Source organism: Streptomyces sp. Y1 (assembly GCF_041053115.1).
In the GTDB taxonomy this organism is placed as follows: Bacteria; Actinomycetota; Actinomycetes; order Streptomycetales; family Streptomycetaceae; genus Kitasatospora; species Kitasatospora rubellomurina.
Map to the genome: position 1 here is coordinate 3100533 of NZ_CP163445.1, position 13562 is coordinate 3114094.

The following is a 13562-nucleotide window of genomic DNA, read 5'->3' on the forward strand; positions in this document are numbered from 1 at the left end:
TGGCGGTCATCTCACTGCCCCTTCCCGGCCGCGACGGCCTTCTGTTCCTCCGGGCCCCGGACGTCGGCCTCCGCGCCGTTCTCCTCGGCCGTCTCCGCGACGTGCCCGGTGAGGGTGAGGAAGACGTCGTCCAGCGTCGGGCGGCGCAGCCCGATGTCGTCGATCTCCACCCCGCGCCCGTCCAGTTCGCGGATGGCGTCGGCGAGCACCCGGGCGCCGCCGCTGACCGGCACGGTGATCTTCCGGGTGTTGCGCTCCACGGTCGGCTCGCCGAGCGCGTACCGGGACAGCGCCGCGACGGCGTCGGCGATCTCGCCGGGCTCGTGCACGACGAGCTCGATCCGCTCGCCGCCGATCTGTGCCTTGAGCTGGTCGGCGGTGCCGCGGGCGATCACCCGGCCGTGGTCGACCACGGCGATGTCGTGGGCGAGCCGGTCGGCCTCCTCCAGGTACTGGGTGGTGAGCAGCAGCGTGGTGCCCTGCTCGACCAGGGTCTCGATGACCTCCCAGAGCGCGAGCCGGTTGCGCGGGTCGAGCCCGGTGGTCGGCTCGTCCAGGAACATCACCGGCGGCCGGACGACCAGCGCGGCGGCGAGGTCCAGGCGGCGTCGCATGCCGCCGGAGTACGTCTTGGCGGTGCGGTTCTTGGCCTCGGTGAGGTTGAACCACTCCAGCAGCTCCAGCGCCCGGGCCTTCGCGGCGCGGGCGCTCATCTGGTACAGCTCGCCGACCATGGTCAGGTTCTCGAAGCCGGTGAGGTACTCGTCGACCGCCGCGTACTGGCCGGAGAGGCCGATCAGGCTGCGCACCCGGTCGGGGTGCTCGAGGACGTCGACCCCGGCGACCACCGCGCGGCCGGAGTCGGGGCGGAGCAGGGTGGTGAGGACGCGGACGGTGGTGGTCTTCCCGGCGCCGTTCGGCCCGAGCAGCCCGAGCACCGTGCCCTCGGGGACGTCCAGGCTGACGCCGTCCAGGGCGCGTACGTCGCCGAAGGTCTTCACCAGGTTCTCGGCTTGGATGGCTGGCGCCATGACCTGCCTCATCTCATCGGACTAATCGTGCGATCTGTCCCACTCTGCCCCGTTTCCGGGCGCGCGGGCGACTCGGTTCTCGCCCACCGAACACAGAACGCGATGCATCGTGAGTCTGGCGACTCGCGATACATCGCGTCAAGGGAATTCCGGCGGAACGCTCGGATCCGGTCGGCGGCCGGTCGGCGGGCGGCCGGTCGGCGACCGGTTCAGTCGGAGACGACGTACCCCGCGTCCCTCAACTCCCCGACCACCAGCGCGCAGTGCTCCGGCCCCTTGGTCTCCAGGTGCAGGTCCACCTCGACCTCGGTCAGCCCCAGCCGCGGGTCGATCCGCACGTGGGCGACGTCCAGCACGTTGGCGTCCACCCTGGTCAGCACGCCCAGCAGGTCCGCCAGCGAGCCCGGCTTGTCCGCCAGCCGCACCCGCAGCGACAGGTAGCGCCCGGCCGCCGCCAGCCCGTGCCGCAGCACCCGCTGCATCAGCTGCGGGTCGATGTTGCCGCCGGACAGCACCGCGACCACCGGGCCCTCGAAGGACTCCGGCCCCTCCAGCAGCGCCGCGATCGGCGCCGCTCCGGCCGGCTCGACGACCAGCTTCAGCCGCTCCAGACCGAGCAGCAGGGCCCGCGACAGCGCGTCCTCGGAGACCGTGCGGATGCCGTCCGCCAGGGTGTTGACCACCTCGAACGGGATGTCCCCGGGCCGCCCGACCATGATCCCGTCCGCCATCGTGGCGAACCGCTCCAGCGACACCGGCCGCCCGGCCGCCAGCGAGGGCGGGTACGCGGCCGCGCCCGCCGCCTGCACCCCGACCACCCGGACGTCCGGCCGCAGCGGCTTGACCGCCGCGGCGATCCCGGCCAGCAGTCCGCCGCCGCCCACGCCGACCAGGATCGTGCGCACCTCGGGGCACTGCTCCAGGATCTCCAGGCCCACCGTCGCCTGGCCGGTGACCACGTCCCAGTGGTCGAAGGGGTGGATGAACACCGCGCCGGTCGCCTCCGCGTACCGCTGCGCGGCCTGCAGCGCCTCGTCCACGGTCGCCCCGTGCAGCCGCACCTCGGCGCCGTAGTCCCGGGTGGCGGCGACCTTCGGCAGCGGCGCCGCGAGCGGCATGAACACCGTCGAGCGGACCCCGAGCAGCGCGGCCGCCAGCGCCACGCCCTGGGCGTGGTTCCCGGCGCTCGCCGCCACCACCCCGGCGGCCCGCTGCACCGGGGAGAGCCCGGCGATCCGCACGTACGCCCCGCGCAGTTTGAACGAGCCGGTGCGCTGCAGGTTCTCGCACTTCAAGTGGACCGGCGCGCCGACCAGCCCGGACAGGTACCGGCTGCCCTCCATCGGGGTCACCCGGGCGACCCCCGCGAGCATCTTCTGGGCCCCGCGGACGTCGTCGAGGGTGATCGGCCAGGTGTGCATGGCGTCAGCCTAGAGCGGCGGAGGAGTGCGATCCGGGACGCCGGGCCTGTTCCCGGGCCCGCCCGGCCCGCGTACGCTGCTGCTCCTGAGCCTCCCTCACCGCACACCGATCGTGAGCCGCGATGACGACCACCTCGCCCCAGGCCACCGACCGAACCGACCCCCTGCACACCCAACTCCAGTACCAGCTGGCGGTGTTCTCCCGCCGGATGGAGCAGGTCCGGACGTCCGGCGGCGGCGGGACCCTGGACCGGGCCGCCTACCTGCTGCTCGACCGCCTGGAGCGGCACGGGCCGGCGAACGTCAAGGCGCTGGCCGACGCCCTCGGCGTGGACTCCTCGACGGTGACCAGGCAGGTCGCCCCGCTGGTCGCGGCCGGGCTGGTCGGCCGGGTGCAGGACCCGGCCGACCGCCGCGCGGTACGGCTCGCGCTGACCCCGGTCGGCTCCGGCCGGCTGGCCGAAGTCCGCGACGGCCGGGCCGAGTTGACCCGCCGGCTGACGGCCGGCTGGCCGCCCGAGGAGCAGCGCGCGTTCTGCACCCTGCTGGCCCGCTTCAACCTCGCGATGGAGTCGTACTCGGCGGACCAGCAGGGGCAGCAACAGGCCTAGCCCAGGGCCTGGGTGAGGTCGGCCAGCAGGTCGTCGATCGACTCGATGCCGACCGAGACGCGCACCAGGTCGGCCGGCACCTCCAGCGGCGAGCCGGCCGCCGAGGCGTGGGTCATCCGGCCCGGGTGCTCGATCAGCGACTCGACGCCGCCCAGCGACTCACCGAGGGTGAACAGCCGCGCGCGGTTGCACACCTCGACGGCCGCCTCCTCGCCGCCGGCGACCCGGAACGACACCATGCCGCCGAAGGCCTTCATCTGCTTGGCGGCGATGTCGTGGCCGGGGTGCTCGGGCAGGCCCGGGTAGAGCACCTGGCTCACCTTGGGGTGGCCGGTCAGCAGCTCGGCGACCTTCTCCGCGTTGGAGCTGTGCCGGTCCATCCGGACACCGAGGGTCTTGATGCCGCGCATGACCAGCCAGGCGTCGAACGGCCCGGAGACGGCGCCCATCGCGTTCTGGTGGTACGCGACCTCCTCGCCGAGGCCCGCCTCGGCCAGCACCAGCGCACCGCCGACCACGTCCGAGTGGCCGCCCATGTACTTGGTGGTGGAGTGCACGACCGCGTCCGCGCCGAGCGAGATCGGCTGCTGCAGGTACGGGCTGGCGAAGGTGTTGTCGACCACCAGCAGCGCGCCGGCGCCGTGCGCGACCTCGGCGAGGCCGGCCAGGTCGGTGATGCCCAGCAGCGGGTTGGACGGGGTCTCCACCCACACCGCGCGGGTGGTGGGGCGCAGCGCGGCGCGGACGTCGTCCAGGTTCTGGGTGTTGGCGACGGAGAACTCGACGCCCCAGCGGGTCAGCACCTTGGCGAACAGCCGGAAGGTGCCGCCGTAGGCGTCGTTGGGGATCACGATGTGGTCGCCCGGCTTGAGGATGGTGCGCAGCAGGGTGTCCTCGGCGGCCAGGCCGGAGGCGAAGGCGAGGCCGCGGGCGCCGCCCTCCAGCGCGGCGAGGCACTCCTCCAGCGCGGTACGGGTCGGGTTGGCGCTACGGCTGTACTCGTAGCCGCCCCGCAGGCCGCCCACCCCGTCCTGCTTGTAGGTGGACACCTGGTAGATCGGCGTGACGACGGCCCCGGTCTGGGGGTCTGCTTCCTGACCCGCGTGGATGGCGAGGGTCTCGAAGCCCTGGGGAAGCTGGTGCTCGGTCATGGCTCCGAGCCTAAGCCTTGAACGCCCGTGCGCTCGCTGGAACGGCCGAGTCGGATCCCCGGTGCGCCCGCCCCCGGCGCACCGCTACCATCTCCCCCTGCCGCACACCTGTTCACCAGGCAACAACCGCGCGCCGCCCTGCCGTCGCGCCCCGGGGAGGATCGACCGCATGGGCGCGCCCCAGCGTTCCACCGGCCTGAGCACGTCCGGGCGGGCCGCCACGGCCGTCGCCCTGCTGGCCGGCTTCTACCTGCTCGCCCTCGGCATCATCGGGGGCCTGCTCGCCATCGACGTCTCGCTGTACCAGGCCTCGGACCACATGCGCCCGGCGCTGGTCAAGATCTGGGCGCTGAGCGCCGCGATCGCCTACCCGGTGCTCCGGGTGGTCTTCCTGACCCGCCGTCGCACGGACGACGACGAGCAGCCCGGTGTGCTGCTCACCCGCGAGCGCCAGCCCGCCCTGTGGGTCCTGGTGGACCGGATCGCCGAGCGGACGGGCGTGCGCGGGCCGGCCGAGATCCGGCTCGTGCCCGAGGTCAACGCGGGCGTCCGGGAGGAGACCAGGATGCTCGGGCTGGTCCCCGGCCCGCGCCACCTGGTCATCGGCGCCCCGCTGCTGATCGGCCTCACCGAGGGCGAGCTGGAGTCCGTCCTGGCCCACGAGTTCGGCCACTACAGCAACCGGGACGTGAAGCTGGCCGCGGTCACCGTCGCCGGCCGCCGCGCCGTCCTGCACACCATCGGCGGGCTGCACCGGCGCGCCGACCAGCACAAGGCCGAGGAGGCCGCCAAGCTCGCCGCCAAGGCCGAGAAGCGGCTGGCCAAGGGCCGCAAGCCGTCCCCGGCGGAGGCCACCGGCGGCGTCGACCGGGCCCTCGCCAAGCTCTTCACCCTCTACGCCAAGCTCTACTTCCGGGTCTCCGAGGCGGTCGGCCGCCGCCAGGAGTACGCCGCCGACCGGGTCGCCGCCCAGCTGGCGGGCCGGGACGCCACCGCCTCGGCGCTGCGCCGGCTGCCGGTGCTGGACTCCGCCCAGGGCTTCTACCTCAGCCGCTACGCCACCATCGGCTGGGACGCCGGCCTGCTCCCGCCGCCCGGCCAGGTCTACGGCGGCCTGCTGCACCTGCTGAGCGACCCGGAGCGGCGCAAGGAGCTCGCCGAGTTCGCGCTCGAACCGCCCGCCGAGCAGCCCGACCCGTACGACTCGCACCCGCCGATCGACCGCCGGATCGCCGCGATCGAGGCGCTGCCCGACGACGGGCGCGGCCCCGGTGCCGCCGGCCCCGCGCTGGCGCTGCTGCACGACGCCGAGGGGGTGCTGGCCGAGCTGGAGGTCGCCTCGCTGGTCCCCGAGGCGGCCGGCAAGCAGCGGCTCGCGTGGCCCGAGCTGGTCCGCGCGGCGATGCTGGCGCACGCCCGCGAAGCGGCCGCCCCGGCGTACGCGGCGCTGACCGCGCTCGGCCTGCCGGCCGGCGTGCACGGCCTGCTCGCCGCGGTCGACGCCGGGCGGGCGTGGGAGTTCACCGACCGGCTGCCGAAGAGCGAGCAGGCCGCCGCGGCCACCGGCCGGGCCGCCCGCGAGTTCGCCCGCCCGGTGCTGCGCGAGGAGCTGGCGCACGCCGCCCTGGTCGCGCTGGCCGAGGCCGGCCTGGCCGGCTGGGAGCTCTCCTGGTCCGGGCCGGCCGAACTCCGGCTGCCGGACGGCTTCGAGGACTCCTTCGACGCGGCCCTCGACGCCGCCTGCCGCGACGAGGCGGACACCGCGCCGCTGCGCGCGCTGCTCACCGCGGCCGGCCTCCCCACGCCCGCCGCCGCGACGGCCTGACCCGAGCGCCCTCGTGGGCCGGGCCCCGCCCGCCACCTGCGAGGACTCCCCGGATACCGTGCCGCTGCGCACGCCGCCCTCCGGCCCGTCCGCCCCCACGACGTCCCCACGTCCTCCCCACGTCCTCCCCCGGAAGGTTCCCCCTTGATCGGCATCATCGTGTTCGCCGTCATCGGCCTCGTCCTGCTGTTCCCGGTCGTCATGACCCGGCTGGCCAAGCGCAAGACGGCCCAGGTCGAGCAGGCCAGGGCCACCATCGCGCGGCACCGGGCGCGGCTCGCCGAGGAGGAGCGGGCGAAGAACACCATCGTCCCGGCCGACCACGGGCTGCTGCTCGGCAAGGACCTCGTCGTGTTCGGCGACCCGGGCCCCGAGGAGGCGGCCGCCCTGGACGCCGCCAAGGCCGGCGACTGGCGCCCGATCGCGGCCTACATCCGCGCGGGCGCCACCCACGACGTCCGGGGACGGCGCCTGTACGGGGCGGCCTCCCTGGCGGCCGAGGACGACACCTGGCTGCGCGCCTGGCGCGCGGAGGACCCGCAGGACCCGACGGCCGCGCTGGTGAACGCGAACGCCCTGGTCTTCCTGGCCTGGAACATCCGCAGCAGCGCCCGGGCCAGCGAGGTCAGCAGGGAGCAGTTCGACGGCTTCCACCGGGTGCTGGCCCAGGCCGAGGAGGCCTGCGCGGAGGCGGCCGCCCTCGCCCCCGAGGACCCCAACCCGTGGTCCGCCCGGATCCCCGTCGCGATGGGCCTCGGCTACCCCAACGACCGCTTCCGCGAGCTCTGGGCCGAGCTGACCGCGCGGGACCCCCACAACTGGGGCGCGCACGACCGGGCGCTGCAGTACTGGTGCCAGAAGTGGCGCGGCAGCCACGAGTTGATGCACGGGTTCATCGACGGGGCGATCGCCGCCGCCCCCGCGGGCAGCCTGCTCACGCCGCTCAAGCTGTCGGCCTTCTGGGAGCAGTTCGTCCGGGACGGCAGGAACACCCCCGCCTCGTGGCAGAGCCCCGAGGTCGGCGCCGCCCTGGACGCGACGCTCGCCGACCTGGCCGCCGCCGACCCGGAGAACATCCGCGTCACCTTCACCCGCGGCTGGCTGGCGTACGCCCTGACCAAGGCCGGCCGGCACACCGAGGCGCTCGCCCAGTACCAGGCGCTCGGCCCGGTCATCCCGCCGCCGTTCAACGGCTTCAACGACCCGCGGCAGGCCTTCGTCGACCTGCGGATCGACGCCGTCCGGGGCGCGGTCGCCGCGGCCTCCTGACCGTCACGACCGCAGGGCCCGGCCCGGACGGCCGCTCCCGGAATCCGGGGGCGGCCGTCGGCGTTTCACCCTGAGCCACCTTCCCCGACCCGCTGGAGCAGGCCGTGCTGTTCAACCGCCACAAGACCTCGCTCGTCCCCGCCGACCAGGCGCTCCCCGGCCGGGAGGCGCCCGCCTTCACCCTCACCGAGCCGCACACCGTGCTCGGCCACCCGCTGACCGGCCCGTACCCGGAGGGGCTGGAGGTGGCCGACTTCGGGCTGGGCTGCTTCTGGGGCGCCGAGCGGACGTTCTGGCGGCTGCCCGGCGTCTGGACGACGCTGGTCGGCTACCAGGGCGGCTACACGCCCCACCCGACGTACGAGGAGGTGTGCAGCGGGCTGACCGGGCACACCGAGGCGGTCCGGGTGGTGTTCGACCCGGCGGTGATCCCGTACGAGCGGCTGCTGAAGGCCTTCTGGGAGGCGCACGACCCGACCCAGGGCAACCGCCAGGGCAACGACGTCGGCTCCCAGTACCGGTCCGCGATCTACACCCACTCCCCCGCCCAGGCCGAGGCCGCGGCGGCCACCCGGGACGCCTTCCAGCCCGCCCTGACCACGCTCGGTCACGGCCGGATCACCACCGAGATCGCCCCGGCGGGCCCGTTCTACCCGGCCGAGCCGTACCACCAGCAGTACCTCTCCGACGCCAAGAACCCGGGCGGCTACTGCGGCCTGGGCGGCACCGGCGCCTCCTGCCCGATCGGCGTGGCCCGCACCGAGGGCTGAGCCGGCCGGACCGGGGGTCGGCCACCCAAGGTGAGCGATCCCCGGTCCGGGCGCAGACTGGAAGGGCCAGCAGGGCGAGCCGCGGCCGCCCGTCGGTGGCCGCGCCGCCTCGTGGAGAGGAGTGCGCCATGTCCGGTCTCTACCAGCGGAACTTCGACGATCCCGAGGAGGTCCGTCCGTTCGAGGACGGCAAGGGGGAGCTGCGGCTGGTCAACCTGGACGGCGGCCCGGTGGGCCGGGCCGTGTTCGAGCCGGGGTGGCAGTGGTCGAAGCACATCAAGCCGATCGCCAAGACCGACAGCTGCCAGGCCGCCCACGCGGGGTACGTGGTGTCCGGCCGGATGAAGGTCGTCATGGACGACGGCGAGAACGCCGAGTACGGCCCCGGCGACTTCATGATCTGCCCGCCCGGGCACGACGCCTGGGTCCTCGGCGACGACGCCTGCGTGATCGTCGACTGGCAGGGCTTCGCCGACTACGCGAAGCGCTGACCCGTCACACGGCGCTGCCGGCCTTCCAGTCGGCCCAGCCGAGGTTCCAGCCGTTCAGCCCGTTGTCCGGCGCGACGGTCTTGTCCCCGGAGTTCACCACCTCGACCACGTCGCCGATCATCGAGGACTTGTAGAACTTGTAGCCGTCCGTGCCGCTGTCCTGCGCGCCCTTGGCGTCCTGCAGCCCGACGCAGCCGTGGCTGGTGTTCTGGCCGCCGAAGATCGACGGCGAGGACCAGTAGTTGCCGTGGATGAAGGTGCCCGAGGTGGTGAGCCGCTGGGCGTGCGGGACGTCGGCGATGTCGTACTCGCTGCCGAGGTTCACGGTCTGCGAGTTCATCCGGGTCTGGGTGTACTGCTCGGAGATGACCATCTTGCCGCCCCAGGTCGTGTGGTCGGGCGCGCCGCCGGAGATCTTGTAGACGGCGCTGACCTGGCCGTCCGTGGTGACGGTGAGCTTCTTGGCGGCGAGGTCGGCGACGCTGGTCTGGGCGCGGCCGATGGTGAAGGAGACGTCCTTGGACTGCGTGCCGTAGACGCCCTTGGCGCCCTCGACGTCCTTGAGCCGCAGCTTGAGGGTGACCTTGGTGCCCTTGGCCCAGTACTGCTGCGGCCGGAAGTCGAGCCGGGTGCTGGAGAACCAGTGCCCGACGATCTCGACGCCCGGCTCGGCGGTCACGGTGATCGCCTGCTGGACGGCCTTCCGGTCGCTGATCGGCTTGCTGAAGTTGATCGACACGGGCATGCCGACGCCGACCGTCGAGCCGTCCTCGGGGGTGAAGTACCCGACGAAGGTGTTGGCCGGCGTCGCCGTGGTGAAGACGGCGTTGGCGTCCGCCTCCAGCTTGTCCTTGTCCAGGGCCGTGGCCGCGACGGTGTACTTGGTGCCGCTGGCCGGGGCGGTGGCGGAGGTCCAGCCGGTGCCGTCCGCGGAGAGCTGCCCGGCCAGCTCCTTGCCGGTGGAGTCGGTGACCTTGACGGTGCCCAGGGTGCCGCCGGTGACGGTGACCTTGACGGGCTCGCTGAAGCTGGCGCCGGTGGCGCCGTCCGCGGGGGTCACGGTGATGACGGCGGCCGAGGTCCGCGGCGAGCCGCTGCCGCCCGGCCCGGGGGTGCCGCTCGCGCCGCCGGAGCCGGAGCCGCCGCTCCCGCTGTCGGCGTTGTCGTTGCAGGCCGCCAGCAGCAGTACGGGCGCGGCCACCAGGCCCGCGAGCACTCCGCGCCGGCTCCAGCTGCCTCCGGCCGTCCGCTGCCCACCGTCCCGTGCCGTCACGTCGCGTCTCCCTGCTGATCATCCGGGCATTACGGATACAGAAACGCAATACGCCCGTTCACGGTTCCACCACCGAAGGGTAAGCGATCGTATGAGATGACCCAACTTCCCACCGAAGAGGGACAAAACGCCCGGCCTGCGTCGAACAGGCCGGGCGTTCACGAGCGGTGGGGAGGAGTGGCCGCTACTCGGCGGACTCCTCCACGGCGTACTCGTCCCACTCCTCGTTGTCGGGGTCGAACTCGGTCTGCGCCGACTCCCAGGTCGCCGAGGCGAGTTCGACGCCCGGGACGTCCCCGAGCAGCGCGACGGGGTCGATGAAGTGGGCGAGCGAGCCGGACGGGTCCACCTCGATGGCCTCGACGGACTGCGCCCGCTCGTCGTCGTCGAGGTACTCGTCCTCGACGACCTGCTGCAGCGCGGCCGCCTTGAGCGCGCCCTCGTCGGTGATCTCCGCGATGAGCTCGATCTTGACCCGGACGTAGCGCGGGGCGTCCTGGTCGGTCGTTTCAGTGCTGGTCATGCGTGCGAGGGTACGGGAAGGGCCGGCCCCTCGGAGAAGGACCGGCCCTGCCGTCTCCCCGCCGGCTCCCCCACCCGGGAGCCGCGGAGACGCGCCGTACGGCGCGTTGGTGGCCGCGGGAGCCACCGCACCCTGTCGGGCCGGTCGGAACCGGCGCAGGGTCGGGACGACGGCGCCTCCCGCGGAGGCGGGCACAGCGTGGCGGGTCAGGCCGCCCGGTGCGCCCGGAGTCGACCACGTCCGCCGGGGAGCCGCTCCCGGACGGTCGCCGCCGCCTCGCCCGGCGTCTCGCCGTCGACCACTACGATGCCGGAGCCGTGTTAACTCCCTGCTGCGGTCACGTGACGCCGGTGTACCACTTCACCCGTGGACGAAGTCCGTCGGGTTTCCACCGGCCCCTGCGCGGCGCGGCCCGCGCGGCCCGTCCGCGGCGGCGGTCAGTGCGCGGCGCGGCCGGTCAGGTAGCCGAGCAGGTCCTGGCGGGTGACGATGCCCTGCGGCTTGCCCTCCACCAGCACGACGGCCGCGTCGGCCTTCTCCAGCACGGTCATCAGGTTGGTCACCGTCTCGCCGGAGCCGACCACGGGCAGCGGCTTGGACATCACCTTGTCCAGCGTGTCGGTCAGCTCGATCTCCTTCGCGAAGATGCCCTCCAGCAGCAGCTTCTCGACGACCGAGCCGATCACCTCGCCGGCCATGATGTCCGGGTGCCCGGCGCCCGGCGAGACCACCGGCATCTGCGAGACGCCGTACTCGCGCAGCACCCGGACCGCCTCGGCGACGGTCTCGTTCGGGTGCATGTGGACGAACTGCGGGACGCCGCCCTGCTCGATGGTCTCCTTGCGGGCCAGCACCTCGCCGATGTGCGCCTCGTCGGTGGCGGAGGGCAGGAAGCCGTAGTCGGCCATCCAGTCGTCGTTGAAGATCTTCGACAGGTAGCCGCGCCCGCCGTCCGGCAGCAGCACCACGACGACGTCGTCCGGCCCGAGCTCCTTCGCCACCTCCAGCGCGGCCACCACGGCCATGCCGCAGGAGCCGCCGACCAGCAGGCCCTCCTCCTTGGCCAGGCGGCGGGTCATCTGGAACGAGTCCTTGTCGGAGACGGCGACGATCCCGTCCGCGACGCCGCGGTCGTAGGCGGTCGGCCAGAAGTCCTCACCGACGCCCTCGACCAGGTACGGCCGGCCGGTGCCGCCCGAGTACACCGAGCCCTCCGGGTCGGCGCCGATCACCTTGACCTTGCCGCCGGAGACCTCCTTCAGGTAGTTGCCGGTGCCGGAGATGGTGCCGCCGGTGCCGACGCCCGCCACGAAGTGGGTGATCCGCCCCTCGGTCTGCTCCCACAGCTCCGGGCCGGTGGAGTGGTAGTGCGAGGCCGGGTTGTCCGGGTTGGAGTACTGGTCCGGCTTCCAGGCGTTCGGGGTCTCCCGGACGAGCCGGTCGGAGACGTTGTAGTACGAGTCCGGGTGCTCCGGGGCGACGGCGGTCGGACAGACGACCACCTCGGCGCCGTACGCGCGCAGGGTGTTGATCTTGTCCGTGGACACCTTGTCCGGGCAGACGAAGATGCACTTGTAGCCCTTCTGCTGGGCCACGATCGCCAGGCCGACGCCGGTGTTGCCGGAGGTCGGCTCCACGATCGTGCCGCCCGGCTTGAGGGCGCCCGAGGCCTCGGCGGCCTCGATCATGCGCATCGCGATGCGGTCCTTCACCGAGCCGCCGGGGTTGAAGTACTCGACCTTCGCCAGCACGGTCGCGCTGATGCCCTCGGTGACCTTGTTCAGCTTGACCAGCGGCGTGTTGCCGACCAGGTCGATGATCGAGTTGTGGTACCGCACGGAGGGTCCTCCCGTTGTGTGGGCATGCAGAGGTGCATTCGGTACTGCAAAGCCTAGGCCGTGGCGCGCACCCCGGCCCGCCCTTCCCGTCCCGTCCGTCCGCAACCGCCCGTCGCGGCCCCGCACCCCCCAATGGCCCAACGCCGCCGGTACTCCCGTCGCCCGCGCGGGTAAGAGGGGTGTGCAGCACTGCCGCGGCCCCCGAGGGGGCGGCACGAGGACGCGAAGGGGGCACCGCACATGGCAGGGGCACACGACTCGCGGGCCCGGGTGGCCCGCCGGATCGCCACCGCGGCGGCCTACGGCGGCGGCGGGCTCGGCCTGCTGGGCGTGGGCTTGGTGGGCCTGCTGGTGACCGAGAGCAAGCTCGCCGTCCAGGCCATCGGCAACCTGGAGAACCCGCCCAGGGCGGACGGCGTCTACGGCGAGGCCTTCGCCGACGGCGACGCCGCCCCGCAGCGGCCGCTGGTGCTGGCCGTCCTCGGCGACTCCACGGGCGCCGGCCTCGGCGTGCTGCGCTCCCGCGAGACCCCGGGCGCGCTGCTGGCCGCCGGGCTGGCCTCGGTGGCCGAGCGCCCGGTCCGGCTGGTCAACGCGGCCCGGTCCGGCGGCCGCTCCGCCGACCTCTCCGGCCAGCTGGAGCAGGCCCTGCGGCAGCACCCCGACATCGCGGTGATCATGGTCGGCGCCAACGACGTGACCCGGCACAGCCCGGCCCAGCTGGCCGTCCGCCAGCTCGGCGAGGCGGTCGCCGCCCTGCGCGCCAACGGCTGCGAGGTGGTGGTCGGCACCTGCCCCGACCTCGGGACGATCAAACCGGTGCGCCCGCCGCTGCGCTGGGTGGCCCGCCGGCTGAGCCGGCAGCTGGCCGCCGCGCAGACCATCGCGGTGGTCGAGGCCGGCGGGCGCACCGTCTCGCTCGGCTCGCTGCTGGGCCCGGAGTTCGCCGCCCGCCCGGAGATGTTCGCCGCCGACCGCTACCACCCGTCCGCCCAGGGCTACGCGACCGCCGCGATGGCCGTGCTGCCCTCGGTCTGCGCCGCGCTCGGCCTGTGGCCGGAGGAGGAGCACCCGACCGCGCCCGTCCCCGGCGACGCGGTGCTGCCGGTGGCAGTGGCCGCCGCCGCCGCGGCCGGGCGCTCGGGCACCGAGGTGGCCGCCGTGGACCCGGAGGGCGCGGGCCGGCGCTGGGCGCTACTGCGCCACCGGCTGCGGATCGGCCTGCCCGGTGCCGGTCTGCCCGACCCGGAGGCCGGGAAGGCTGCAGGTGCGGGGCCCGGGAGCACGTCGGCCAGCTCACACGCCGGTACGGGTGACGCCTGATCTACCAGGCGGTAACTTTCCTCCCGGACGCCAGTC

The 13562-nt window shown here is 73.8% G+C and carries 12 protein-coding genes; 6 read left to right on the plus strand and 6 right to left on the minus strand.

Features of this window, described 5'->3' with window-relative positions; all coding sequences use genetic code 11:
* Positions 1 to 11 precede the first annotated feature (11 nt).
* Both AB2U05_RS12865 and ilvA read right to left on the minus strand, forming a co-directional pair.
* The gene (locus tag AB2U05_RS12865; protein WP_369183255.1) at positions 12 to 1031 is read right to left on the minus strand and encodes an ATP-binding cassette domain-containing protein; all 1020 of its coding nucleotides are present in this window, start codon (positions 1029 to 1031) and stop codon (positions 12 to 14) included.
* A gap of 209 nt (positions 1032 to 1240) precedes the next feature.
* Positions 1241 to 2452 (minus strand): threonine ammonia-lyase, encoded by a 1212-nt coding sequence (gene ilvA / locus AB2U05_RS12870; protein WP_045703057.1) that lies wholly within the window; start codon positions 2450 to 2452, stop codon positions 1241 to 1243.
* 122 nt (positions 2453 to 2574) lie between these two features.
* On the opposite strand from ilvA, the gene AB2U05_RS12875 reads away from it, so the two are divergent.
* Positions 2575 to 3063 carry a MarR family winged helix-turn-helix transcriptional regulator gene (locus tag AB2U05_RS12875; protein ID WP_045703059.1) on the plus strand — a complete coding sequence of 163 codons (489 nt, stop codon included), beginning with the start codon at positions 2575 to 2577 and terminating at the stop codon, positions 3061 to 3063.
* On the opposite strand, the gene AB2U05_RS12880 is transcribed toward AB2U05_RS12875, so the two are convergent.
* Positions 3060 to 4214, minus strand: coding sequence for a cystathionine gamma-synthase (locus AB2U05_RS12880; RefSeq protein WP_045703061.1), 1155 nt, complete (start codon positions 4212 to 4214; stop codon positions 3060 to 3062). The two genes, AB2U05_RS12875 and AB2U05_RS12880, sit on opposite strands and share 4 nt — an antisense overlap.
* A 169-nt stretch (positions 4215 to 4383) precedes the next feature.
* On the opposite strand from AB2U05_RS12880, the gene AB2U05_RS12885 reads away from it, so the two are divergent.
* The 4 genes from AB2U05_RS12885 (at position 4384) to AB2U05_RS12900 (ending at position 8569) form a co-directional block, all read left to right on the plus strand.
* Entirely contained in the window at positions 4384 to 6039 is a 1656-nt protein-coding gene (locus tag AB2U05_RS12885) for a M48 family metallopeptidase (RefSeq protein WP_369183256.1), read from the plus strand.
* A gap of 144 nt (positions 6040 to 6183) precedes the next feature.
* Entirely contained in the window at positions 6184 to 7308 is a 1125-nt protein-coding gene (locus AB2U05_RS12890) for a hypothetical protein (protein ID WP_369183257.1), read from the plus strand.
* A gap of 104 nt (positions 7309 to 7412) precedes the next feature.
* Positions 7413 to 8078: a peptide-methionine (S)-S-oxide reductase MsrA gene (gene msrA, locus AB2U05_RS12895; protein WP_045703066.1), complete on the plus strand. Its 666-nt coding sequence runs from the start codon at positions 7413 to 7415 to the stop codon at positions 8076 to 8078.
* Positions 8079 to 8206: 128 nt separating this feature from the next.
* A complete protein-coding gene (locus AB2U05_RS12900) occupies positions 8207 to 8569 on the plus strand; it encodes a cupin domain-containing protein (RefSeq protein ID WP_045703068.1) in 363 nt (120 codons plus the stop codon).
* 4 nt (positions 8570 to 8573) lie between these two features.
* Here the strand turns inward: AB2U05_RS12900 and AB2U05_RS12905 are convergent, their stop codons facing one another.
* From AB2U05_RS12905 to AB2U05_RS12915, 3 genes are all read right to left on the minus strand, one after another.
* A complete protein-coding gene (locus tag AB2U05_RS12905; protein ID WP_369183258.1) occupies positions 8574 to 9842 on the minus strand; it encodes an Ig-like domain-containing protein in 1269 nt (422 codons plus the stop codon).
* A gap of 184 nt (positions 9843 to 10026) precedes the next feature.
* Positions 10027 to 10365: a hypothetical protein gene (locus tag AB2U05_RS12910; RefSeq protein WP_045703072.1), complete on the minus strand. Its 339-nt coding sequence runs from the start codon at positions 10363 to 10365 to the stop codon at positions 10027 to 10029.
* 437 nt (positions 10366 to 10802) lie between these two features.
* Entirely contained in the window at positions 10803 to 12203 is a 1401-nt protein-coding gene (locus AB2U05_RS12915) for a cystathionine beta-synthase (RefSeq protein WP_045703074.1), read from the minus strand.
* Positions 12204 to 12443: 240 nt separating this feature from the next.
* Here AB2U05_RS12915 and AB2U05_RS12920 point away from each other — a divergent pair, with 240 nt between their 5' ends.
* Entirely contained in the window at positions 12444 to 13526 is a 1083-nt protein-coding gene (locus tag AB2U05_RS12920) for an SGNH/GDSL hydrolase family protein (RefSeq protein WP_369183259.1), read from the plus strand.
* Positions 13527 to 13562 lie beyond the last annotated feature (36 nt).

What these genes read in the sequence shown, in the direction of transcription:
- AB2U05_RS12920 (WP_369183259.1), top strand. Translation starts at nt 12,444, where the DNA reads ATGGCAGGGGCACACGACTCGCGGGCCCGGGTGGCCCGCCGGATCGCC.
- AB2U05_RS12885 (WP_369183256.1), top strand. Translation starts at nt 4,384, where the DNA reads ATGGGCGCGCCCCAGCGTTCCACCGGCCTGAGCACGTCCGGGCGGGCC.
- ilvA (WP_045703057.1), bottom strand. Translation starts at nt 2,452, where the DNA reads ATGCACACCTGGCCGATCACCCTCGACGACGTCCGCGGGGCCCAGAAG.
- AB2U05_RS12910 (WP_045703072.1), bottom strand. Translation starts at nt 10,365, where the DNA reads ATGACCAGCACTGAAACGACCGACCAGGACGCCCCGCGCTACGTCCGG.
- AB2U05_RS12880 (WP_045703061.1), bottom strand. Translation starts at nt 4,214, where the DNA reads ATGACCGAGCACCAGCTTCCCCAGGGCTTCGAGACCCTCGCCATCCAC.
- AB2U05_RS12865 (WP_369183255.1), bottom strand. Translation starts at nt 1,031, where the DNA reads ATGGCGCCAGCCATCCAAGCCGAGAACCTGGTGAAGACCTTCGGCGAC.
- AB2U05_RS12875 (WP_045703059.1), top strand. Translation starts at nt 2,575, where the DNA reads ATGACGACCACCTCGCCCCAGGCCACCGACCGAACCGACCCCCTGCAC.
- AB2U05_RS12900 (WP_045703068.1), top strand. Translation starts at nt 8,207, where the DNA reads ATGTCCGGTCTCTACCAGCGGAACTTCGACGATCCCGAGGAGGTCCGT.